Raw genomic sequence first — 22,030 nt, 5'->3', positions numbered from 1 at the left:
CGACCCGGCGGCGGGGGCCCCTCCCGGCGGGGCGCGCACGTGGTGCCCCGGCCCTTTCCGGTCGTTCTTCCGGTCGCCCCGGGACGACCGCCGCATGCGGTGCGACGGACGGCCGCACCGCCCTGACCACGGCCTTTCGGAGGCGGCGGAGCCGTGGCCGGACCGGTCGCGGGTGCGGGGGCCCCACCCGTTCCCCGTATCCTCGACCACGGGGAAACGGGGGAGAGAAACGGCGGAGGTACACAGGTGGAGTTCCGGCTGCTCGGCTCCGTTGCGTTGGTGACGGAGGGCGGGGACGTGGCCCTGGGGCCCGCCAAGCGGTCCAGTCTGCTCGCCGTGTTGCTGCTGCGGCCCAACAACGCGGTGAGCTCCGGCCAGTTGATCGAAGCCCTGTGGGAGGAGGAGCCGCCCACCCACGCCAAGACCGTCCTCCAGGGACACGTCTCGCGGCTCCGGGCCCTGCTCGCCGAGCACGGTGCCGAGGCGTACGGCGTCGAGCTCGCCACCCAGGGGTCGGCGTACGTCCTGCGGATGCCCGAATCGCTCGTGGACGCGCACCGCTTCGAGGAGCTCGTCGGGCTCGCCGGGATGCAGCGCCGGCCCGCCGACACCGTGCGGATGCTGCGGGAGGCGCTCTCGTACTGGCAGGGACCCGCGCTCACCGGCACGGTGCACAGCAGGCCCCTGGAAGCCGCCGCCGGCGCCCTGGAGGAGATGCGCCTCGCATCGGTGGAGGCGCTGGCCGGGGCGTACGGGGAGCTCGGCGAGCACGGCAGGGCCGCTGCCGTGCTCCGCACCGAGGCCGTCGCGCACCCGCTGCGCGAATCCCTCGCGGCAGCCTTGATGCTCGCGCTGGCGCGCTCCGGCCGTCAGTCGGACGCCATCGACTGGTACCACCGGACCCGGCGGCTGCTCGCCGAGGAACTGGGCGTCGACCCCGGCGAAACGCTCAGCGATGCGTACGCGACGCTGCTCCGCGCCGCCGCCCCCGCCCCCGCACCCCGCCCCGCCGCCAGTGCACGGGCGTCGACCCCCGAGGGGCTGCCGCGGGCACCGCGCGGTTTCACCGGGCGCGGTGCCGACCTGGCCGCGCTCGACCGGGCGGTCCGCGCCGGGGACGGCCCCGTCTGTCTCGTCACCGGACCCGCCGGCGTCGGCAAGACCGCCTTCGCGGTCCACTGGGCGTACGAGCGGCGTGCCGACTTCCCCGGTGGGCGGCTCTTCGCCGACCTCCGCGGTTTCAGCGACACCCCGGCGCCCGAGACCGCAGCCGTCCTGCGGGAGTTCCTGCTCGCCCTCGGCGTCACGCCGCAGCGGATGCCCGAGACCGTCGACGCGCGCGGTGCGCTCTTCCGTTCCCTCACCGCCGACCGCCGGCTGCTCGTCGTCCTCGACAACGCCCGCTCCTCCGAGCAGGTCCGGCCGCTGCTGCCCGGCGGCGAGCACTGCGCGACGCTCGTCACCAGCCGCGACCGGCTCGGCGGCCTCGTCGCCTCGGACGCGGCCGCGCCCGTGCCCCTCGGGCACCTGCAGCCGCCCGCGTCCCGGGAGCTCCTCGCCAGCGTGCTCGGCGCGGAGCGGGTCGCCGCCGAACCCGCCGCAGCCGGGCGTCTCGCCCGGCTCTGCGACGGGCTGCCGCTCGCCCTGCGGGTGACGGCGGCCCGCCTCGCCGAACGGCCGCAGTGGACGCTCGACGCGATGGTCAGCGAACTCGAGGACGAGCAGAACAGGTTGTTGCTGCTCGACGTGGAGGACCGCGGGGTGTCGGCCGCGCTGCACCTCACCGTGCAGCAACTCCCGGACTCCGCGGTCCGGCTGTTCCGCGCGCTCGGCCTGCACACCGGCTCCGACCTGGACCGCTTCGCGGCCAGTGCCCTCGCCGGCACGACGCCCGGGCAGACCTCCGTCGACCTGGACCGGCTCGTCGCCGCCCACCTGCTCACCGAAGCCGTACCCGGCCGCTGGACACCGCACGACCTGGTGCGCCTGTACGCCCGCCACCTCGCTCCACAGGCGGACCCCGAGGGCCTGCCCCGGCTCCTGGACCACTACCTCTACACGGGCCTGGCCGCCGACGCCGCGGCCGAACCGGGCTCGCAGCCCTGTTACGCGCTGCCGGCCGATGCCCGCCGGCCCGCTGCGACCAGGGAGTTCGAGGACCGCACGGCGGCCCTCGACTGGTATGCGGCCGAGCGCCCCGCCCTGGAGGGGGCCGTGGCCGTCGCAGCCGCCCTGGGCATGCACGACCGGGCCTGGCGCCTCGCGCTCGTGCAGTGGCCGCTGATGCTCATGCGCATCGGGGACGGCTGGACGCCGCTCCTGGAGGCCGGGCTGGCCTCCGCCGAGGCCGTCGGCGACCTCGACGCGCAGTCGCGCACGCGCGCCCTGCTCGGTTGGATCCTGCACGAGGAGGGCCGTGACGCCGAGGCGCTCGTCCACCTGGAGAAGGCGCCGGACCTGGCCGCCCGGGCCGGGGACGCCATCAGCGAGGCGATCGCGCACGTCAACCACGCGGCCGTGCTGGACGCGACCGGGGAGTCCGAGCGGGCCGGCCTGCTGATGCTGCACGCCGCCGCGCTGGCCGACCGCACCGGCCACCCCTCCACCCAGGTGCTCACCCTCCAGCACCTGGCCGACCACTGTCTGAAGACGGAGGAGTACGGGGCGGCGCTCGCGCACACCCTGCGCGCGGGGGAGTTGGCCCCTCCCGACGCGGTGGTCGTCCGGGCCCAGCTGCAGATCGTGCGGGGGGAGGCACTGGCCGGCACGGGGCGCCTGGAAGAGGCCGCCGACCAGCTGGAACGGGCGATGGCCGCGTCCGAAGCCGCCGGATACGCCGAGGGGACGGCCCGGGCGGCGGCACACCTCTCCCGGCTGTCAGCGGATCGTTAGCGGCGCGCAAGCAGGACGGCAGCGCGGGTCGTGAAGCTGTATGCAGCACCGAGTTCGGGTGCTGCGGCGCGCCGGACCGACGCGCGCCGACCGACCGCGTCAACGGGGGAGTACCACCATGCGCAACCACCGTAGGAACACCGTCCTGGCCGCCGCCGCCATCGCCGCCCTCTCGCTGGGCCTGACCGCTTGTGGGGGCGAGGACGGGGCCACGGGCGCGAAGGACGCCGGGAGCGCGAACGCCTCCTCGACCGTCGCCGCTCCGGGCGGCAGCAGCACGGCGGCGAGCAGCGGCACGGGCGACGGGGCCGCTGCCGAGGGCGGTTCGACCGCGTCCGGCGGCTCCACCGCCGGTGGCTCCGCGTCCACCGGCTCCACCGCAGGGGGAGTCACCGTCCCGACCGGCTCCAAGGGCGGGAAGTCCCCGGCTGCCGCCCCCGCCTGCGCCTACGGCGACATCAAGGTGACGGCGGCGAAGGAGGACGAGGTGCCGACCGAGCACATCGTCCTCACCGCCACCAACACCTCCGGCCGCTCGTGCACCCTCCTGGAGTACCCGCTGATCGCCTTCGGCCCGATCCAGACGGCCAAGGACGTCCCGGCCGTCGCCAAGAGCAAGCCGGCCGCCCCGATCGTCCTGAAGGCCGGCGAGCCCGCCTACGCCCACGTGCGGATCGCTCTCGGCGGGGTGCACGAGGACGCCCGGGTGGTCAAGGAGTTCAACGTGAACCTCTTCGCCCCCGACGGCCCGGCCGAGGGCAGCATCGTGGTCAAGGCTCCCGCCGGCGGCCTGGCGGTCGACGAAGCGGTCGCGAAGACGGGCTACTGGACGTACGAGCTGCGCAACGGCGCCGACGAGTTCTGATCCGTCACGGCACGAGCCCCGTCTTGGCCCCCGCCCCGCACAGCGGCACCACCGTGAGGCCGGGGCGGGGCGGGGTCGCGGACGTCGCCGCCCAGCAGGCCGCGCCGGTCGCCTCGACGAAGAGGCCACGGCGGGCCAGGTCCCGCTGGGCGGTGCGGATCTGCTCCTCGGTCACGGTCAGGAACGTGCCGCCGGTCGCGCGCACCGCCCGCAGGATCTGCCGGGCGCGGGGCGGCGCCGGGATGGCGATGCCCTCGGCGAGGGTGGGCCGCGCGACGGTCGTGCCGGTGAGGTCCTCCGCGCCCGCGCGGAAGGCCCGGGCCAACGGGGACACGGCTTCCGCCTGGACGGCGACGAGTGCGGGCCGGGTGTCGACGAGCCCGTGACGGTGGAGCTCCTCCACGGCGAGGAAGGCACCGAGGAGCAGGGTGCCGTTGCCGACGGGGACCACGACGGTGTCCGGGAGCCGCCCGCCCAGCTCCTCCCACAGCTCGTAGACGTAGGTCTTGGTGCCGTGCAGGAAGTACGGGTTGTAGACGTGCGAGGCGTAGAAGACACCGGGCTCTCCGGCGGCTTCGCGGGCCGCCCGTGCGGTCGCCTCGCGGTCCCCGGGCACTTCGACGACCCGGGCCCCGTGGGCCCGGATCTGCTCCAGTTTCTTGGGGGAGGTGCCCGCGGGCACGTAGACGACGCAATCGAGTCCGGCCCGCGCGCCGTAGGCGGCGATCGCGGTGCCCGCGTTGCCGCTGCTGTCGGCGAGGACCGTACGGGGCCGGAGGCCGCGGGCGAGCGCGGCGAGCATCACGGCGCCCCGGTCCTTGAAGGAGAGGCTCGGCATGAGGAAGTCGAGCTTGGCCGAAACCGCGTCGGTGAGGGGGACGAGCGGGGTGCGTCCCTCGCCGAGGGTGACCTCGGGGCCGCAGGGAAGCGGCGGCAGTGCCTCCGCATAACGCCACAAGGAATTCACACGTGACGCGAGTGACGCAAGGGGAACCGGTGTGCTCGCGAAGACGAGGTCCCAAGGGCCGCGGCACTTCGGGCAACACCAGGTGAGGGCGTCGACGGTGGACCTGATGTGGCAGCGGGGGCACGCGTAGGCATCCATGAGGAGGAGCATGTCAGCCTCCCGGCAAGGGTGTTGTGCGCCTGCCGGGGCCCTTGTGGGATTCCTATGGATCGGTCAATCTTTCGCTCGACAGCCGGACGTTCAAGACGGCGCGGACCCTCCGCGCTGTATTGACATGCCCTTGTCATATCCCTGTCGTGTTCCTGCCTTACCCCACGAGGAGGACCCCCCACATGTCAGTGATGCGCACACCGCGTCGCCGGATGGCCACCGCGGCGGCCGTCGCCGTCACCGCCCTCACCCTCGGCTCGCTCTCCGCCCTCCCGGCCGCCGCCGCGGCGCCCGCTCCCGAAGGCGTCATCGAGAACGCCGGGGCCGAGGGCACCGTCCCGGGCAGCTACATCGTCACCCTCGACGAGTCCGCCCAGGCGGAGACCGCCAAGGGCCGGGCCGTCGCCGCCAAGTTCGGCGCGAAGATCAAGCGGACCTACACCTCCGCGATCAACGGCTACTCCGTCGAGCTCTCCGAGGCGCAGGCGAAGAGGCTCGCGGCCGACCCGGCCGTGACGTCCGTCGTCCAGAACCGCGTCTTCCACGTCGACGGCACCCAGCCCTCCCCGCCCTCCTGGGGCCTGGACCGGATCGACCAGCGGGCGCTCCCGCTGGACCGGAGCTACACCTACCCGGACAGTGCGGGCCAGGGCGTCACCGCGTACATCATCGACACCGGAGTCCGGATCACCCACCAGGACTTCGGCGGTCGCGCCTCCTACGGCTACGACGCCATCGACAACGACAACACCGCCCAGGACGGCCACGGCCACGGCACCCACGTCGCCGGCACCGTCGCGGGCTCCTCCTACGGCGTCGCCAAGAAGGCGAAGATCGTCGGCGTCCGGGTCCTCAACAACTCGGGCTCCGGGACGACCGCGCAGGTCGTCGCGGGCATCGACTGGGTGACGCAGAACGCCGTCAAGCCGGCCGTGGCCAACATGAGCCTCGGCGGCGGCGTCGACAGCGTCCTCGACCAGGCCGTCCGCAACTCGATCGCCTCCGGCGTCACCTACGCGGTCGCGGCCGGCAACGAGAGCGACAACGCCGCCAACCACTCGCCCGCCCGCGTGGCCGAAGCCATCACCGTCGGCGCCACCACGTCGAGCGACTCCAGGGCCAGCTACTCCAACTACGGAAGCGGCCTGGACCTGTTCGCCCCCGGCTCTTCCATCACCTCCTCCTGGAACAGCAGCGACTCCGCCACCAACACCATCTCCGGCACTTCGATGGCGACCCCGCACGTCGCCGGCGCCGCCGCGCTCTACCTGGCGGACAACCCCACGGCGACCCCGTCCCAGGTCTCCACGGCCCTCGTGAACGCCGCGACCCCGAACGTGGTCGGAAGCCCGGGATCCGGCTCCCCCAACCGCCTGCTGTACGTGGGCGGCGGCACCACCCCGCCGCCCAGCGGCTCGAAGTTCGAGAACACCACGGACTACGCGATCAATGACAATGCGACCGTCGAGTCCCCGATCACCGTCAGCGGCGTCTCCGGCAACGCCCCCGCCACCCTCCAGGTGCCGGTGAACATCGTCCACACCTACATCGGTGACCTCCAGATCCAGCTGATCGCCCCCGACGGCTCGGCGTACACGCTGAAGTCCTTCGGTTCCGGCGGCAGCTCGGACGACATCAACACCACCTACACGGTCAACGCCTCCTCGGAGGTGGCGAACGGCACCTGGAAGCTCCGGGTCACCGACAACGCCTACTGGGACACGGGCAAGATCGACTCCTGGGCCCTGCAGTTCTGATCCGGTCCGGGTCGTCAGGGGCGGTCGCCTTCGGGCGTCCGCCCCTTCCGCGTCCGCACCCCGCCCCGGCTGCCCGCGGGCGCACCCGGGCCGCGTACGATGCGCGACCGATCGTTTGTTCGCGCCGCCCGTCCGCAACAGGAGCACGTACCCGTGGAGCCCACCCAGCCGCCCCAGCCGCCCCCGCCGCCGCCGGGCGGCCCCCAGCCGGGGGGATGGCCCGCGCCCGGCCCGTACACCTCCCCGGGCATGCCGCAGGCGGCCGGCCCCTACGGCAGCCCGTACGGGATGCCGCCCCGGCGCACCACCAACGGCCTCGCCATCGGTTCCCTCGTCTCCGGCGTCGTCTGCTGCCTGCCGCCCCTCGGGCTGGTCCTCGGCCTCGTCGCCCTCCCGCAGATCAAGAAGAAGGGCCAGGCGGGCAAGGGGCTCGCGATCGCGGGCATCGTGCTCTCCGCCCTCAGCTGCCTGCTGCTCGTGATCGGCCTCGTGACCGGCGGCATCGGCTCGGTCTGGGGGGACTTCAAGGCGGGTGTGGACGAGGCGTCCCGCTCCCGCTCGGCCTTCGACCTGCGCACCGGACAGTGCTTCAAGGCGAGCGGCAAGCTGGAGAAGGAGGCGACGCGCCTCACGGTCGTCGACTGCGCCCGTCCGCACGACGGCGAGGTCACCGGAGACTTCGAGGTCACCGGCTTCGGGGCGTGGCCGGGCGAGGACCCGATCGACGGGATGGCGCAGAGCCGCTGCGAGACGATCAACGAGGCGTACGCGATGGACACCTGGGCGGTTCCGCAGGGCGTCTGGCTGTACTACTACATGCCGTCCCAGCAGAGCTGGCGCCTCGGCGACCGGAAGGTGACCTGTGTGTTCGCCAGCGAGGAGAAGCCCCTCTCGGGCTCGCTGCGCGCCGACGGCACCACCCTGACCGCCGACCAGAAGTACTTCCTGCTCGCCATGAACCCGATCGAGACGGTCAGCTACCAGGAGCCGGAGGAGGACCCGGACGAGGACTTCGCCGCCAACAAGAAGTGGGCCGGGGAGCTCCTCGCGGCGATCGACGGGGCCCGCGGCGGTCTGGAGCACCACTCCTGGACCGGCGACGCCGCGGCCCCCGTCGCGGCGCTCCGCAAGGAGCTCGACACCGCCTCCAAGAGCTGGGGCGAGCTGGCCTCGGCGAGCAGCGCGGACGCCTACTGGGAGGCCTACGAATCGGCCTGGGACGATCTGCCCGAGGACCTGGGCGCGGCAGCGCGGACCGCGCTCGGCCTGACCGACACCTTGCCGGTGGCGGAGGGCTCGGCGGCCTGAACCCACGAGGGCGCGTGCGGTCGGGGCCGGACCTCCCGGGTGGGGAGGTCCGGCCCCGGCGCGTGCGGACCGGTGACGGCGCTCCGGGGACGGCGGCCCGTGACCGACCGCCGTTCCGGAGCGCCGTGAGCGGCGGGCACCGGTCCGCGGCTTTCGGGCCCGGCCGGTGAAGGCCGGGGCGGGGGTCAGCGGCGGGTCAGCCCCCGGTCGACGGCGGTGATCAGCTCGCCGTCCGGGGTGTCCCCGTCGAGGGACCAGACCATCGCTCCGCCGAGTCCGTGCTGTCGGACGTAGGACGCCTTGGTGCGCAGCACGGTCGGGTCGTCGTAGGTCCACAGGGTGGTGCCGTCGAAGAGCCAGGCGTGGCCGTTCCGGTGGCCCCGGTGGAGCGTGTACGTTCCCGAACCCGCCAGTTCCTTCAGAAACTTGTAGTCCTCGGTGCCGGCCGTCCAGGTCGCCGGGGCCGGCCCGGTGGCGGGCTGCCCGAGGCCGTTGCCGCCGCCGGTCACACCGGTCCAGCCCTGACCGTAGAAGGGCATGCCGACGACGAGCTTGCGGGCGGGCGCGCCGCGCCGCAGCCAGGCTCTGACGGTCTGGTCGACGCTGAAGTCGTCCTTGGCGTAGAGCGCGGACTGTTGGGCGGTGGTCTTCTCGCCGGAGACGTGGAAGTCGTAGCCCTGCAGGTTCACGAAGTCGAAGTCCCTCATGATCTTCGAGACTTCGAAGCCCGCGTCGATCTTGGCGGGAGCGGTGGGCACGTAGGCGCTGAGGTCGTAGTGCCGGCGTTGCGGGAGCGAGCGGCCGTAGGCGTCGAGCTGGGTGCGGAACTCCCTTACGAGCTTGGTGAAGTGGGGCTTGTCCTCGGGGCGGATCACGTTCCCGGGCGCGCCGTCCGAGCCCGGCCACTCCCAGTCCAGGTCGATGCCGTCGAAGATCCCCGCGGCTGCCCCGGCGCCGCCCCGGGAGCCGTCGACCGGCAGGTCGCCCTTGATGTACGTGTCGATGCAGGAGGCGACGAGGGCCTTGCGCCCGGCGTCGGTGCGCACCGCGTCGGAGAAGTGTGCGGACCCGCTCCAACCGCCCAGCGAAATCATGACCTTGAGGCCGGGGTGCTTCGCCTTCAGTTCGCGCAGTTCGTTGAAGTTGCCGGCCAGGCGCTGGTCGGGGGCGTCGCCGATGCCGTCCACGGAGTTCGCGGCGTCGACGGGGCGGACGTAGTCGGCCCAGGGGTCCGAGCCGGGGAGGTTGCCGATGCGACAGGTGCCCTCGGGGCCGACCACGCCGAAGGCGTAGTTGATGTGGGTGAGCTTGGCGGCCGTGCCGCTCGTGTCCAGGTTCTTGACCTGGAAGTTCCTTCCGTAGATGCCCCATTGGGTGAAGTAGCCGACGCGCTTGAGCGCGGTGGCGTGCCCGGGTGCGGGCCGCTGGTGGGCGTCGGCGGCGGGGGCCAGGGTGGCGAGGAGGCCGAGGGCGGCGGTCGCCGCGCCGAACGTCAGCTTGGTCATGGCTCTGGGACGCATGGGCTCGTTCCTGTGCGAGGCGGGAGGGACCGTGCGGAGTGAGCGTGCGGGCCGAACTTATTGGTCTGGACCAATAGGGTCAAGGGGGTCGGTGACATCCCCCGGGGGTGACCGCTGGTGGCGAGGACTTTCATCACTTCGGGTGAAACTCTGGCCCACACTTGCGGATCGCGACCCTCGGTTGTCAGTCTGTAGCTGTCAGTCAACCTGAGGGGAGTGTCCAGTGACATTCGGTGAGCAGCCCGCCTATCTGCGCGTGGCGAGCGATCTGCGGGAGAAGATCGCCAACGGCTCGCTCCCCCCGCACACCCGCCTCCCCTCGCAGGCGCGCATCCGCGAGGAGTACGGGGTGTCGGACACCGTCGCGCTGGAGGCTCGCAAGGTGCTCATGGCCGAGGGGCTGGTGGAGGGGCGCTCGGGTTCGGGGACCTATGTGCGCGAGCGCCCGGTGCCCCGCATGATCCACCGCACCGGCTACCGGCCCGCATCCGGTGCCAGCCCCTTCCGGCAGGAACAGGCCGCCGACGGGGCCCGCGGCACCTGGGAGGCGCGCAGCGAGCAGGAGCCGGCGAGCGTCGAGGTCGCCGGGCGGCTCGACATCGAGCCGGGGGAGCGGGTGATGCGCACCCGCTACGTGTACCGGGACGGGGGCGAGCCCATGATGGTCTCCACCTCCTGGGAGCCCCTCGTGGTCACCGGCCGGACGCCGGTCATGTTGCCCGAGGAGGGCCCCCTGGGGGGTTGCGGCGTGGTCGAGCGGATGGCCGCCATCGACGTGGTCGTGGACAACGTGGTGGAGGAGGTGGGGGCCCGCCCCGGTCTCGCCGAGGAGCTCCTGGCGCTGGGCGGGGTCCCCGGACACGTCGTCATGGTGGTGGAGCGCACCTACTACGCATCGGGTCGTGCCGTCGAAACCGCGGACCTCGTCGTCCCGGCCGACCGCTACCGCATTTCCTACCACCTGCCGGTTCGCTGACCGGGGACGGCCGTCCGGGGGGCGTGACGACGAGTTAACGGACCGTCAGCCCGTGTAACCGCCCCGCAATCGTGCGCCGTCGGCGGTCGTCATGCACGGCTCCTACCTTCCTCGTCCGTACCCGCGAGCCGGTCGGACGACAGGAATTCCCATGACGGACACGGTCACCACGCCCACCCCGGAGCCGGGGGCCGCCGCACCCCCGCCCAGCGGGCCCCGCCGCAGCTACGCCAAACTGGCCGCGGACGAGAGCCGCGAGGACTACTCCCTCCGCTACGCGCCGCATTCCTTCCGCCGCTGGTCGCCCGCGACCGTCGCCGGCACCGCACTCGGCGGGATCGCCTATCTCGCCGACTTCGCGATCGGTGCCTCGATCGTCTTCACCTACGGCTTCACCAGCGGCCTCGCCTCGATCCTCACCGCCGCCGCCGTCATCTTCCTCACCGGCATCCCCATTGCCCGGGCCTGCGCGAAGTACGGGCTGGACATGGACCTCGTCACGCGCGGTGCCGGCTTCGGTTACTTCGGATCCACCCTCACCTCGCTGATCTACGCCTCCTTCACCTTCATCTTCTTCGCCCTCGAAGGCTCGATCATGGCCCAGGCCATGCACCAGGCCGTCGGTCTGCCGGTCGAGATCGGCTACCTCGTGACGACCCTGATCGTCATTCCGATCGTCTTCCGCGGCATGGGGGCCCTCGCCAAGGTCCAGGCCTGGACCCAGCCGATCTGGCTCGTCGGTCTGGTGCTGCCCTTCCTCGTCCTCGCCTTCGAAGCGCCGGACGCCTGGGGGGCCTTCGCGTCCTTCGGCGGTACGGAGGGCGCCGGTGCGGGCTTCTCCTGGATCGGCTTCGGGCTCGGTACGGGCGTCGCGCTCTCCCTCATCGCCCAGATCGGCGAACAGGCCGACTACCTCCGCTTCATGCCGGCGAAGACCGAGCAGAACAAGCGCCGGTGGAACCTCGCCGTGCTCGCCGCGGGCCCCGGCTGGGTCGTCATCGGCGCGGCCAAGCAGATCGGCGGTGCCTTCCTCGCCTTCGTCGCCCTGGAGGCCGTGGGGAAGACCCATGCACTGGAGCCGATCGCTCCGCAGATCGAGGCGCTGCGACCCTGGCTCGGTTCGGTCGCGCTGCCGGTCGCCGCGGTCTTCGTGATCGTCTCCCAGGTCAAGATCAACGTCACCAACGCCTACAGCGGTTCGCTGTCCTGGTCGAACTTCTTCTCCCGCGTCACCCACCGGCACCCCGGGCGGGTCTGGTACATCTTCCTCAACCTCGCCATCGCGCTGACGCTGATGGAGATGAACATGTTCGCGGCCCTCAACAAGCTGCTGGGGTTCTACTCCAACGTCGGCATCGCCTGGATCGTGTCCGTCGCCGCCGACCTCGTCATCAACAAGCGGGCCGGCTGGAGCCCCCCGTACATCGAGTTCAAGCGGGCCTATCTGCACGCGGTGAACCCGGCCGGCTTCGGTGCCATGGCCCTCGCCTCCGTCGTCTCGATCCTGGCCTTCTTCGGGCTCTTCGGCGCCCGTGCCCAGGCCTTCTCCACCTTCATCGCCGCCGGTCTCGCCCTCCTCCTCTGCCCGCTCATCGCCTGGGCGACGAAGGGCCGCTACTACCTGGCCCGCCCCAACGGGGTGAACGGCCCGGGGGTCGAGGTCGCCGACGAGCGGGCCACCCATGCCTGCGCCGAGTGCGAGACGGCCTACGAGTTGCCGGACATCGCCGACTGTCCGGTGCGCTCGGGGCCGGTCTGTTCCCTCTGCTGCTCGCTCGACGCCACCTGCGGGGACGTCTGCCGCAAGGACCCCGAGGGTGCGGGCGGTCCCGTGCTCATGCCGGTGCCGACCGTCCCCGTGGCGCCGCCCGGGGCGTGACCTTCGGCCTCCCTCCGTCACTTCCCGGCCGATCCGTGCCTCTTTGTGAAAACACATATCCGCTGTGTGAAGGTCAGGCGTAAGCTCCGGCATATGCGGATTGCGGTTTCCCGGAGATCCTTATCGGCACCCGTGCCCGGACCGGCGGAGGGAGAAGCCTGATGACCGACAGCGGCCCCGTCCTTCCCTGGCTTGTCATACGGCAGGACGACAACGGCAACCGCTATCGGGTGGGACGGTACGCCACCAGGGACGAAGCCCAGAAGATCGCGGACAGTCTCGACGACCGCGGTCACAAGCAGCTCTACTGGGTCGAGCGCATCGGCAGCTCGACCCTCTGAGCACGGCGGGCACCGTCCGGCCCGGGCTACGCTCGCGCCCATGACGGAACGCACCACCGACCCTGCCGCGCCCCGTGCCCGCCCCCACGACGTCGACCCCGACCAGGGGGTCGGCGTCGTGGTCGTTGCGGGCGCCCTCCACGACCGGGGGAGGCTGCTCGCCGCGCGCCGCAGCGCCCCCGCCGAACTCGCCGGCCGTTGGGAGTTGCCGGGCGGCAAACTCGAACCGGGCGAGAGCCCCGAAGCCGCCCTGGTGCGCGAGCTGCGGGAAGAGCTCGGCGTGGAGGTCGAGCTCGATGAGCGCGTTCCCGGCGAGTGGCCCTTGAAGCCCGGATACGTGCTGCGCGTGTGGACCGCCCGACTGCTCTCCGGCGAACCGCGCCCCCTGGAGGACCACGACGAGCTCCGCTGGCTCTCCCTCCACGAGCTGGATGCGGTCGACTGGCTCGACCAGGACCGCCCTGCCGTCGCCGCGGTGGCCCTGAGGCTGTCGGCGGACCGGTCGGCACCTCCGTCGTTCCGGGAGGAGTGAGCAGGAGCACGGGGGGTGAGTCCCCTACGCCGTTCGTGCCACCGTGCGCCCGTGGACGCGCCCTGCGGGATATCACGCCCGCAATAGCGGGTATGTGAAAAATGTCTCTCTTGGGGGATGTGGGCCTTCCTGCTGACGCACGGCTGGGGAAGTGATCGGGTGTGATCGACACCGACGGCGACCGCGCGGAGTGGAACTTCCCGGCGGAGGCGAACGCCGTGCGCACGGCTCGGCACGCGGTGCGCGAGACCCTGCGCGCCTGGGAACTCGACGCGACCCTCGGCGACGTGACCGTGTTGCTGGTCAGCGAGTTGGTGACCAACTCGCTGCGGTACGCCTCGGGCCCGATCGGGGTCCGTCTCGTCCGACCCGCCGTGAACGGCGGTGACCCGGCCCACCCGCCGGCGCTCCTGGTGGAGGTTTCCGATCCGCTTCCGGATCCGCCGACCGAGAAGGTCCCCGGACCCGAGGACGAGGGGGGTCGGGGCCTCGGGCTGGTGGCCTGCACCGCCCGTCGCTGGGGGACCCGTAGAGGGAGGGCGGGCAAAACCGTATGGTTCGAGCTGGCCCTCCCTGGTGAGTAAACAGAGAGGGACGACGATCACCGGTACTCGGCACGACATGACCGAGACCACCCTGTGATCGTGAACGTCGTGCCGTCGGGGCCTGCCGTATTGAATACTGCGGGCATGGCCGGTCCGGTGCGGTGAGCTGGAGGGGACGGTCGCGTGAGCGAGATACCTGAGACGGCGAGCGGCGGCGTCGTGTGGCAGAGCAGCCCGCCCGGCTCCATCTACGACTACATCCGGGTGGCCTCCTTCTCGATCGGGCCCGACGGCCTCGTCGAGCAGTGGAGCCGGCGGGCCGTCGATCTCTTCGGGGTCCCCGTGGAGGAAGCCGTGGGCAAGGACCCCGTCGAGGTCTTCATGCCCGCCGACCTGCGCGAGCGCGGTCACCGGAGGGTCAAGGAGATCCTCGACGGCAAGGAGTGGACGGGCCTCGTCCCGTTCCGCCTCCCCGGGGAGGAGCGCTCCCACGGCATTGCCGAGATGTACGTCATGCCGAGCGAGACTCCGACCGGGGAACGGGCCGCACTGTGCATCGTCGTCGATGTGCGCGCCCTCCGACGCATAGAGACCGACCTCGCTGCTTCCCAGGCGATATTCGGTCAATCTCCCTTCGGGTTCCTCCTCTTCGGCACCGACCTCACCGTGAAGCGCGCCAACCGGCGCTTCGCCACCGTCTTCGGCGGCCATGCCGAGGACCACCGGGGCCGCACCGTCCACGACTACCTCAACCGGGCCGAAGCCGACCGGATGACCGCTGCCCTCCAGCGGGTCCTGGAGACCGGCGAGTCCGTCACCGACTTCCAGATCGTCGGCTCCGCCCCCGGCGCCAGGGACCGGCGGCACTGGTCCGTCAACCTCTACCGCGTGCACAGCGGCTCCGGCCGCCCGGTCGGCGTCGCCGGCCTCGGGATCGACGTCACCCGCCGCCACAACGCGGCCAGGGAGGCCGCCAGCGCCCGCCGCAACCTCGCCCTGCTCAACGAGGCGGGAGCCCGCATCGGCAACTCCCTCGACCTGGAGGCCACGGCGCGCGAACTCCTCGACGTGGCCGTCCCCGGCTTCTGCGACCTCGCCTCCGTCGACCTCTACCAGGGCCTGCTGACCGGTGACGAGGCGCCGCCCGGCCGCTGGGGCAGCTCCCACGACGTCGGATACGGGGCGGGCAGTGCGGAACTCCGCAGGGTCGCCTTCGCCAGCGCCGTTTCCGACGCCCCGCTCCGGACCGACGGGGGCCACGGCTCCGACGGCGGCTGCAGTCCGGTGCCCATCGAGGTCGGTGCCGTCCACCGCTACCCCTTCAACTCGCCCTGTGCCGGAGCCCTGCGCACCGGACGCGTCCATGCGGTCGCGGGCTCCGACGGGGACCTCGTCCAGTCCACCCTGGTCGTGCCGATGGTCGCCCACGACACCGTCGTCGGCCTCGTCCGGTTCTCCCGTGCGAAGGCCAGCGAACCCTTCGGGGAACGCGACCGGGCCCTCGCCGTCGAGCTCGCCGCCCGCGCCGCCGTCTGCATCGACAACGCCCGCCTCTACCGCCGCGAGCACGAGCGGGCCCTCATACTCCAGCGCAGCCTGCTCCCGCCCGGCGACCCCGAGGCGGCCGGACTCGACATCGCCTGCCGCTACCTCCCCGGCACCGACGCCACCGAGGTCGGCGGCGACTGGTTCGACGTCATCGAGCTCCCCGGCCACCGCACCGCCCTGGTCGTCGGTGACGTCATGGGCCGGGGGCTGCGCGCGGCCGTCGCCATGGGCGAACTGCGCACCGCCGTCCGCACCCTCGCCCAGCTAGACCTGGAGCCCGCCGAGGTCCTCTCCCACCTCGACGAGATCGCCCGCGGCCTGGGCGCGCCGATCGGCACGCAACAGTCCCGGGCCCACAAGAACCGGGGCCCCGAACTCTCCGAGGTCTACCTCGCCACCTGCGTCTACGCCGTCTACGACCCGGTCACCCGGCGCTGCACCTTCGCCAACGCCGGACACCTGCCCCCGGTCCTCGTCGAACCCGGCGAAGAGGCCCTGCTGCTCGACGTACCCCCCGGGATGCCGCTCGGCGTCGGCGGGGAGCCCTTCGAGGAGGTCGAGGTCGAACTGCCCGAGGGCGCTCTGCTCGCCCTCTACACCGACGGACTCGTCGAGTCCCGTGACCACCCCCTGGACGAGGGCCTCCAGGCCTTCCGGCGCGCCCTCACGGACCCGGCCCGGCCCTTGGAGGACGTCTGCGACCGGGTCCTGAACAGCCTGAACACCGGACACGGAGAGGACGACATCGCCCTTCTGATGGCCCGTATCCAAGGGCTGCCCGCCGAAGCGGTCGGCGACTGGCTGCTGCCCAGGGAGCCCCGCTCGGTCGGCCGGGCCCGTGAACTCGCCCGCACCCAGCTCGCGGCCTGGGGCCTCGAACCGCTGGTCGACACCGTCGAGCTCCTCGTCAGCGAGCTCGTCACCAACGCCCTGCGCTACGGCGAGGGGGAGATACGGCTGCGCCTGCTCCTCGACCGCACGCTGGTCTGCGAAGTCTGGGACGCCGGCCTGGTCCAGCCGCGGCGCCGCAGGGCCCGGGACACCGACGAGGGCGGGCGGGGGCTCCAACTGGTCGGACTGCTCTCCGCCTCCTGGGGCTCGCGCCGCACCCCGCGCGGCAAGACCGTCTGGTTCGAACTGGAGCTGCCGGACGGCGAGGACGCGGCGGAGCCCACCGTGGAACAGCTCCTCAGCATGTTCTGAGCCACCGCTCCGGCGGGCGGTCACGCCTTGAGGGCCGCCCACCTGGCCTCGATCTCCGCGCTGTCGCCGAGCGCGTCCAACTGCTCGAACTGGGCGTCGAGGGAGGAGGCGGCGAGCTCCTGCCCGCCCAGTGCCTTGGCCTCCTCCCGGCGCACCTTGTCCTCGAAGCGGCTCAGTTCGCTGGTCGGGTCGAGCACGTCGACGCTCTTCACGGCGTCCATCATGCGGTTCTGCGCCTCGGCCGACTTCGAGCGGGCGACCAGCTCGTCGCGCTTGGCCTTCAACTCGCCGAGCTTGGCCCTCATCCGGTCCAGGCCGGCCCTGAGCTTGTCGACCACCTCGGTCTGCGCGGCGATCGTCGGCTCCGCCGTCCGGGCCTCCTTCTCCGCCTGGAGCTGGCGACCCAACGCCACCTTCGCCAGGTTGTCGAAGCGGTCCGCCTCCGCGCCCTGTCCGCCGGCCCGCAGCTGGTCCGCCTTCCGACTGGCGGCGAGCGCCTTGTCACCCCACTCCTTCGCCGCCGCCACGTCCTCCTGGTGGTCCTGCTCCATCAGCCGGAGGTTGCCGATGGTCGCGGCCACCGCCTCCTCTGCCTCCGCGATGTTGTTCGAGTAGTCCCGGATCAGCTGGTCCAGCATCTTCTGGGGGTCCTCCGCCTGGTCGAGGAGGGCATGGATGTTGGCCTTGGCGAGTTGGGTGACCCGGCCGAGGACCGTCTGCTTGCTGCTCATGCTCGTTCTCCTTGGATGCGAGGGGGAAAGGGATCCTGCGGGGGGATCGGGAGCGCGGGGCGCGGAGCGGCACCTCCCGGGGGGCGGACGCCCGGGACCGGCCGTCCCGGGGAGGCGCCCTTCCCGGACACGGGCCGTCTCGGGAAGGGCGGTGGGGCAACGGACGCGGGGCATCGGGAGCCGGCGTCCTCAGAAACGTCCGCCGCCGCCCCGCCGGCCGCGTGTGCCGCTGCCGCCGAAGCTGCCGGGACCGCCCCCGAAGCCGCCGCCCCCTCCGAAGCCGCCGCCCCCGCCCCTTCCGCCGGCCCCTCCGAAGCCGCCGCTCCCCCCGCCGAACAGGCCGCCGAGGAGGATGCCGCCGAGCACCGCGCCGCCCAGACCGCCACCACCACCACTGCTGCCGGCCGCGCCGCCGAGCCCGTTCGGATTCCCGTACGTGCGGACGTCCTGCTCGGCGAGGTCCTGCGCCCGCCGGGCCAGCGCCTCCGCCTGCTGTGCCTCCGCCAGGGCCGCCTGTGGGTCCTGGCCGTCCGCCAGGGCCTGTGCCTTCTCCCCACGCCGCCGTGCCTCGGCGAGCCGGGTGCGGGCCTCGCTGCCCACCGCGCCCCGATGGGTGGTGACGTAGTCGGAGGCCGCGCCGATCGCCGAACGGGCCGTCAGCATCACCTGGTCCAGGAGCGCCCGGGCCCGCCGCGCACCCGATTCGCGCTCCCGCGCACCGGCCAGCGCCTCGTCGAGCACCGCATCGACCTCCTCCACCCGGCGCAGCGCGTCGATCGGGTCGTACCGTCCGGCGTCCATCCCGCGCCGCACCTCGGTGATCACCGACTCCGCGCGGGCGATCCGGCCCTGGAGGTCGGCCGTGGACACGTCCCCGGCGGTTCCCCGCAACAGGCCGTGCGCCTCCGCGAGGTCCGCGTCCGTCTCCGCGAGTGCGCCGGGCAGCCGCCCGACGGCCTCGGCCAGCTCCTGCGCGCGCCGGTCCACCGCCTCGATCAGTCGGGTCGCCTGGTCCACGGCCCCCTCGGCGGCCCGGACGTGCACGGCGGCAGCGCCGTTGTCCCCCGCGTCGATCCGCCGGCGGGCCTGCTCGACGTGGGTCGTCGCGAACGCGAGCCGGTCCTTCGCCTGCTCGACGTCGCCGGCGACGGGCGAGGACGCCGACTCGGCGTACCGCGCGCGCATGGCGGCCAGTGCGGCCTCCGCCGTGTCCATCCGCGCGGTCTGCTCGCGGAAGGCGGCCTCCACCGCGTCCAGTGCCTCCGGGGCGGTGCGCTCCAGGGCCCGGAGCCGGTCGAAGTCCTCGCTCTCGGCGTCGAGGCGCGCGTTCGCCCCGGCGCAACGGCGAAGGATCTCGTCCAGCATGTTCCGCCGGGTCGGTTCGTCCTCGGGAAAGGCGTCGTCCAGCTTCTGCCGCAGCCGGAACGAGGCCGTCAGCTGCTCCTCGGCGAAGTCGACGGCCTCGGTGAAGGGACGTACCGCCTCCTCGCCGAACTGGGCGGAGGCGAAGCCGAGTTCCTCCCGGCTGGTGCGGACGGCGTCATCGGTGGCGACCAGCGTCCGACGGACCTCCGCGTCGAGCTCCTCCGGGGTCGGCGGCGCGGGTTCCTCCGGCGGCCCCCAGCCCTGACCGCCCCGCGGCGTGGTGCGGGTCTCCGTCCTGCGCCGCCGCTTGGCGTAGGCGTACGCCGCCACGGCGCCCGCGCCGCCGACCAGGACCACCGGCAGGACCAGGTCGGTCGTCGAGGTGCCCGTGTCGGCCGGGCCGCCGGGGTCGGCCGGCCCGGGGGTGACGGCCGGGGCGGGGACGGGCCGCCCGGCCAGGACGGCGTCGTAGCCGTTCGCCGCCCCGATGGCGGCGCCGGCCCAGTCGTTCTGCCGCAGGGCCGGCTCGATCGCGGTCCGGGCGACCTCGTCGAGCTGGTCCTGGGTGAGTCGTGAGTCGGGGGCCGCGGAGTAGCCGTACTGCCGGTCATGGGTGGCGACGGCGAGCAGGAGGTCGTCGAGGCCGAGCCGGTTGCGCTCCGCGGTGGCGTCGGCCCAGCTCTGGCCCGAGCTCCCCGAGAAGTCCCGTACGTAGACGACGAAGAGTTGGACGCGCTGGTCGTCGTAGAGGCCGTCGAGGGCCTGCTCCACGGAGGCGCGGCGGTCGCCGAGCGCGCCGACCCGGTCGGTGATCTGCCCGTCGCGGGACAACACGACGGGGTCGTCGGCACGGGCACCGTGTGCGGCGGGCACGAAGAGCCACCACGCCGCCACCAGCACCGCGAGGAGGGCCCGGGTGGCTGTTCGCGTCACAAGAGGGAGGTTATGTCCGCACATGTTCACCCGCGACCGGACCGGGGGCGGGACCGAGGACACCGGGGTCGCGGTCCCGGCGGACGCCGTCACTAAGGTGGCGCCCCGGCAGTGCGACGACTCCGGGAGGCTCGAATGGACGGACGGTGGGGGCGGGCGTGGAGGCGGGGGCGCTGGTGGGTCCTCGGACTGGTGCTGGTGATCGCCGTCCCTCCGCTCTTCGGAGCCCTGGCCCTCCGCGTCAGCTACACCGGAGACCTCCGGGACGACGCCCGGACGCGCGGCAGGGACGCCTTCTGGATCGGACACGCCTGGGTCGACGGGCGGAAGCAGGACGCCGACCTCGCGGAGCTCTCCGCCCGGCTCAAGGGCACCGGGATACGGGACCTGTACGTGCACGCCGGGCCGCTCTCGCACGACGGGACCCTGCCCGCGGCGAAGTACCCCCGGGCGAAGTGGCTGGTCGACGGGGTGCACCGCACCATGCCGGGAATCAGGGTCCAGGCCTGGCTCGGGGACGTCCTCGCCACCGAGGGCCCCGTCGGACTGCGCCTGGAGGACGCCGGGTCCCGCCGTGCCGTGGTGGGCTCGGCCCGGCAGGTCCTCGACGCCGGCTTCGAAGGGGTCCACTTCGACCTGGAGCCGCTCCACTCGGACGACCGGAACTACCTCTCCCTCCTCGGCGACCTCGGCGAACTGACGCGGGCCCGCAAGGTCCCGCTCTCGGTCGCCGCCCACCAGATCGATCCGTTGCCGGGCGCGCACACGGCCCTGGGCGCGGTCAGCGGGAGCGAGAAGTGGTGGTCGCAGGAGTTCTTCGGCGAGGTCGCCCGGCGCGTCGACCAGATCGCCGTCATGTCCTATGACACCTGGATGCCGCTGGAGAGCCTGTACGGCGGCTACGTCGCCCAGCAGACCAGCCTCGCCCTCGACGTGACTCCGGAGACCACGGACCTGCTCGTGGGCCTGCCCTTCTTCCACGAGGACGACCTCGGCCACCACGAGGGTGCGGAGACGGTCGAGGCGGCAGTGAAGGGCGCGCGGCTCGGTCTCGGCCGCACGGACCCCGACCGGAAGGGGTTCGGCCTCGCGCTGTACGTCGACTTCGCGGCGGAGGAGGGCGACTGGGCGGCCTACCGCGCGGGCTGGCTCTGAGCCGGGCGCACGGGGCCCGGGCGACCGGGGCCGGGCCCGGACGGAGGAAGAGGGCGGCGGGGCGGCCCGGGCGGGCCGCCGACGAGGGGGAGGGCACGACATGACCAGCCGTCTACTGATGCCGGTGCGCGTCCGTGCCACGGGGACGCCCGGGGAAGGGGTCGCCGGGTCCCGTCGTCCCACCGCGATCCTCGACCACGGGCACCCGCGGGTGGCGGCGCTGGTGTCCCGGGTGCGGCACGAGTCGGAGGCGCGCGGAGCGGTCACGGACCGCGCCCGGCTCCAGGTGGCGCACGGCGTCCTCGTCACCGCGGTGCGGCCGGTGTACTCGGTCGAGGACCTCCGCCGGGTGTCGCGCACGCTGCGGCTCGGCCGCGGCTCGTGCAGCCAACGGATGGCGGCCCTGGAAGCCGTGGCCCGCTCGCTCGGCGTGCCGACCCGGGTGCGCGGTCTGGTCGTCGACGGCGCCTTCTGGTACCCGAGGTTCCCGAGGCTGCGGGCGCTCGTCCCGGAAGAGGTCCTGCTGGCCTGGCCGGAGTTCGGGCTCGACGGTGCCTGGGTGCCGATCGCGGAGCTGTTCGCCGACCCCGGCCCGGCCGGGCACGGCGGCGGGTTCGCCAACTCCGGTGCCGAGACCCTCTTCGAGGCCGTCGCGCGGACCACGGTGGACTGGGACGCGCCGGCCGCGTGCGCCGGCCCGACCCCGTGCGACCCGTCCGCCCACCTCCGGGTCGACCTCGGCCGCTTCGCCTCCCGCGACGAACTGTTCGCCCTCCACGGCCAGACCCTGTGCCGCCCCGCCCGGATCCTCGCCGAGCCGGTCCTCGGACGCTGGAGCGCGGGGGCGGGCGCGACGGGCCGGACCCCCTCCGCCGCCTGACCGTCTTCCCGGGCCGGCGGACCGTCCGTCCGGTCCACGCCCCGCTCCTCCGGCGGGAGCGGCGGTCGACGCGCAGACGGCGGACCGGCAAGGGCGGTGCGGCCGGGGAGCGCAGCTTCGTCGCGCACCCGGAGGCCTCCCGTCCGCGCTCAGCAGGGCCTCCGCGGCACCACGGCCGCGGAACCTCCGGGCCGAGGCTTGCGGGGCCGCGGCCCGTGGCTTCCGGGGCGGCCCTCAGGGAGCGTGCCGGTCGCGTGCTCCCAGTCCCTCGTCGTCGGTGTCCGTCCAGAGCCCGGAGTCGTACGGGGCGTCGGAGATGGTCACCAGGCTCTCGGCACGTCCGGCGGTGGGCGCGGGAGGCGCGCCCCGCTCCGCCTCGACGCGGCGTTCCAGCTCTTCCACGGTGTGTTCCAGGTCCTGGAGGCGGCGTTTGACGGCGGCCAGGTCGTCCTGAACGGACATGGGGACCTCACTTCTGCGCGC

The 22,030-nt window shown here is 73.1% G+C and carries 17 protein-coding genes; 12 read left to right on the top strand and 5 right to left on the bottom strand.

Annotation, left to right across the window (positions count from 1 at the left end):
• Window positions 1–246 precede the first annotated feature (246 nt).
• Together ACFW22_RS05380 and ACFW22_RS05375 are read left to right on the top strand one after the other, a co-directional pair.
• Window positions 247–2,892 carry a BTAD domain-containing putative transcriptional regulator gene (locus ACFW22_RS05380; RefSeq protein WP_386399175.1) on the top strand — a complete coding sequence of 882 codons (2,646 nt, stop codon included), beginning with the start codon at window positions 247–249 and terminating at the stop codon, window positions 2,890–2,892.
• Between the two features lie 118 nt (window positions 2,893–3,010).
• Window positions 3,011–3,757, top strand: coding sequence for a DUF4232 domain-containing protein (locus ACFW22_RS05375; protein WP_386399173.1), 747 nt, complete (start codon window positions 3,011–3,013; stop codon window positions 3,755–3,757).
• Window positions 3,758–3,761: 4 nt separating this feature from the next.
• Here ACFW22_RS05375 and ACFW22_RS05370 read toward each other — a convergent pair whose 3' ends face one another.
• Window positions 3,762–4,874, bottom strand: a complete 1,113-nt coding sequence (locus tag ACFW22_RS05370) for a threonine synthase (protein ID WP_386399170.1) — start codon at window positions 4,872–4,874, stop codon at window positions 3,762–3,764.
• Between the two features lie 182 nt (window positions 4,875–5,056).
• Here ACFW22_RS05370 and ACFW22_RS05365 point away from each other — a divergent pair, with 182 nt between their 5' ends.
• Window positions 5,057–6,631 carry a S8 family peptidase gene (locus ACFW22_RS05365; RefSeq protein WP_386399168.1) on the top strand — a complete coding sequence of 525 codons (1,575 nt, stop codon included), beginning with the start codon at window positions 5,057–5,059 and terminating at the stop codon, window positions 6,629–6,631.
• Window positions 6,632–6,784: 153 nt separating this feature from the next.
• Window positions 6,785–7,939 (top strand): DUF4190 domain-containing protein, encoded by a 1,155-nt coding sequence (locus tag ACFW22_RS05360; protein ID WP_386399165.1) that lies wholly within the window; start codon window positions 6,785–6,787, stop codon window positions 7,937–7,939.
• A gap of 185 nt (window positions 7,940–8,124) precedes the next feature.
• On the opposite strand, the gene ACFW22_RS05355 is transcribed toward ACFW22_RS05360, so the two are convergent.
• Window positions 8,125–9,459, bottom strand: a complete 1,335-nt coding sequence (locus ACFW22_RS05355) for a glycoside hydrolase family 18 protein (RefSeq protein WP_386399163.1) — start codon at window positions 9,457–9,459, stop codon at window positions 8,125–8,127.
• A 223-nt stretch (window positions 9,460–9,682) separates the two neighbouring features.
• Between ACFW22_RS05355 and ACFW22_RS05350 the strand changes: the two genes are divergently transcribed.
• From ACFW22_RS05350 to ACFW22_RS05325, 6 genes are all read left to right on the top strand, one after another.
• The gene (locus ACFW22_RS05350; protein ID WP_386399160.1) at window positions 9,683–10,435 is read left to right on the top strand and encodes a GntR family transcriptional regulator; all 753 of its coding nucleotides are present in this window, start codon (window positions 9,683–9,685) and stop codon (window positions 10,433–10,435) included.
• Between the two features lie 151 nt (window positions 10,436–10,586).
• Window positions 10,587–12,314, top strand: coding sequence for a purine-cytosine permease family protein (locus ACFW22_RS05345; RefSeq protein ID WP_386399157.1), 1,728 nt, complete (start codon window positions 10,587–10,589; stop codon window positions 12,312–12,314).
• A 161-nt stretch (window positions 12,315–12,475) separates the two neighbouring features.
• Window positions 12,476–12,655, top strand: a complete 180-nt coding sequence (locus ACFW22_RS05340) for an SPOR domain-containing protein (RefSeq protein ID WP_384872976.1) — start codon at window positions 12,476–12,478, stop codon at window positions 12,653–12,655.
• Between the two features lie 40 nt (window positions 12,656–12,695).
• Window positions 12,696–13,187 (top strand): (deoxy)nucleoside triphosphate pyrophosphohydrolase, encoded by a 492-nt coding sequence (locus ACFW22_RS05335; RefSeq protein WP_386399154.1) that lies wholly within the window; start codon window positions 12,696–12,698, stop codon window positions 13,185–13,187.
• Window positions 13,188–13,348: 161 nt separating this feature from the next.
• A complete protein-coding gene (locus ACFW22_RS05330; RefSeq protein WP_386399151.1) occupies window positions 13,349–13,771 on the top strand; it encodes an ATP-binding protein in 423 nt (140 codons plus the stop codon).
• 144 nt (window positions 13,772–13,915) lie between these two features.
• Window positions 13,916–16,483 carry a SpoIIE family protein phosphatase gene (locus ACFW22_RS05325; protein ID WP_386399148.1) on the top strand — a complete coding sequence of 856 codons (2,568 nt, stop codon included), beginning with the start codon at window positions 13,916–13,918 and terminating at the stop codon, window positions 16,481–16,483.
• A 20-nt stretch (window positions 16,484–16,503) separates the two neighbouring features.
• Here ACFW22_RS05325 and ACFW22_RS05320 read toward each other — a convergent pair whose 3' ends face one another.
• Entirely contained in the window at window positions 16,504–17,214 is a 711-nt protein-coding gene (locus tag ACFW22_RS05320) for a PspA/IM30 family protein (RefSeq protein WP_386399145.1), read from the bottom strand.
• A gap of 189 nt (window positions 17,215–17,403) precedes the next feature.
• Window positions 17,404–19,536 carry a TPM domain-containing protein gene (locus ACFW22_RS05315; protein WP_386399142.1) on the bottom strand — a complete coding sequence of 711 codons (2,133 nt, stop codon included), beginning with the start codon at window positions 19,534–19,536 and terminating at the stop codon, window positions 17,404–17,406.
• Between the two features lie 111 nt (window positions 19,537–19,647).
• Between ACFW22_RS05315 and ACFW22_RS05310 the strand changes: the two genes are divergently transcribed.
• Complete coding sequence (locus tag ACFW22_RS05310) at window positions 19,648–20,667, top strand: hypothetical protein (RefSeq protein WP_386399139.1); 1,020 nt, start codon at window positions 19,648–19,650, stop codon at window positions 20,665–20,667.
• Window positions 20,668–20,767: 100 nt separating this feature from the next.
• A complete protein-coding gene (locus ACFW22_RS05305) occupies window positions 20,768–21,547 on the top strand; it encodes a transglutaminase domain-containing protein (RefSeq protein ID WP_386399137.1) in 780 nt (259 codons plus the stop codon).
• A 234-nt stretch (window positions 21,548–21,781) separates the two neighbouring features.
• Here ACFW22_RS05305 and ACFW22_RS05300 read toward each other — a convergent pair whose 3' ends face one another.
• Window positions 21,782–22,009, bottom strand: a complete 228-nt coding sequence (locus tag ACFW22_RS05300; protein WP_386399133.1) for a hypothetical protein — start codon at window positions 22,007–22,009, stop codon at window positions 21,782–21,784.
• Between the last annotated feature and the right edge of the window lie 21 nt (window positions 22,010–22,030).

The organism is Streptomyces sp. NPDC058872 (assembly GCF_042743065.1).
GTDB lineage: Bacteria > Actinomycetota > Actinomycetes > Streptomycetales > Streptomycetaceae > Streptomyces.
Note: the sequence above shows the minus strand (reverse complement) of the source record. Positions and strands in the feature narration are given on the sequence as shown.

Excerpts from the sequence above, each read along its gene's own strand:
- ACFW22_RS05320 (WP_386399145.1), bottom strand. The coding sequence starts at position 17,214 with ATGAGCAGCAAGCAGACGGTCCTCGGCCGGGTCACCCAACTCGCCAAG.
- ACFW22_RS05335 (WP_386399154.1), top strand. The coding sequence starts at position 12,696 with ATGACGGAACGCACCACCGACCCTGCCGCGCCCCGTGCCCGCCCCCAC.
- ACFW22_RS05300 (WP_386399133.1), bottom strand. The coding sequence starts at position 22,009 with ATGTCCGTTCAGGACGACCTGGCCGCCGTCAAACGCCGCCTCCAGGAC.
- ACFW22_RS05345 (WP_386399157.1), top strand. The coding sequence starts at position 10,587 with ATGACGGACACGGTCACCACGCCCACCCCGGAGCCGGGGGCCGCCGCA.
- ACFW22_RS05310 (WP_386399139.1), top strand. The coding sequence starts at position 19,648 with ATGGACGGACGGTGGGGGCGGGCGTGGAGGCGGGGGCGCTGGTGGGTC.
- ACFW22_RS05370 (WP_386399170.1), bottom strand. The coding sequence starts at position 4,874 with ATGCTCCTCCTCATGGATGCCTACGCGTGCCCCCGCTGCCACATCAGG.
- ACFW22_RS05305 (WP_386399137.1), top strand. The coding sequence starts at position 20,768 with ATGACCAGCCGTCTACTGATGCCGGTGCGCGTCCGTGCCACGGGGACG.
- ACFW22_RS05340 (WP_384872976.1), top strand. The coding sequence starts at position 12,476 with ATGACCGACAGCGGCCCCGTCCTTCCCTGGCTTGTCATACGGCAGGAC.
- ACFW22_RS05365 (WP_386399168.1), top strand. The coding sequence starts at position 5,057 with ATGTCAGTGATGCGCACACCGCGTCGCCGGATGGCCACCGCGGCGGCC.
- ACFW22_RS05375 (WP_386399173.1), top strand. The coding sequence starts at position 3,011 with ATGCGCAACCACCGTAGGAACACCGTCCTGGCCGCCGCCGCCATCGCC.
- ACFW22_RS05315 (WP_386399142.1), bottom strand. The coding sequence starts at position 19,536 with ATGTGCGGACATAACCTCCCTCTTGTGACGCGAACAGCCACCCGGGCC.
- ACFW22_RS05355 (WP_386399163.1), bottom strand. The coding sequence starts at position 9,459 with ATGCGTCCCAGAGCCATGACCAAGCTGACGTTCGGCGCGGCGACCGCC.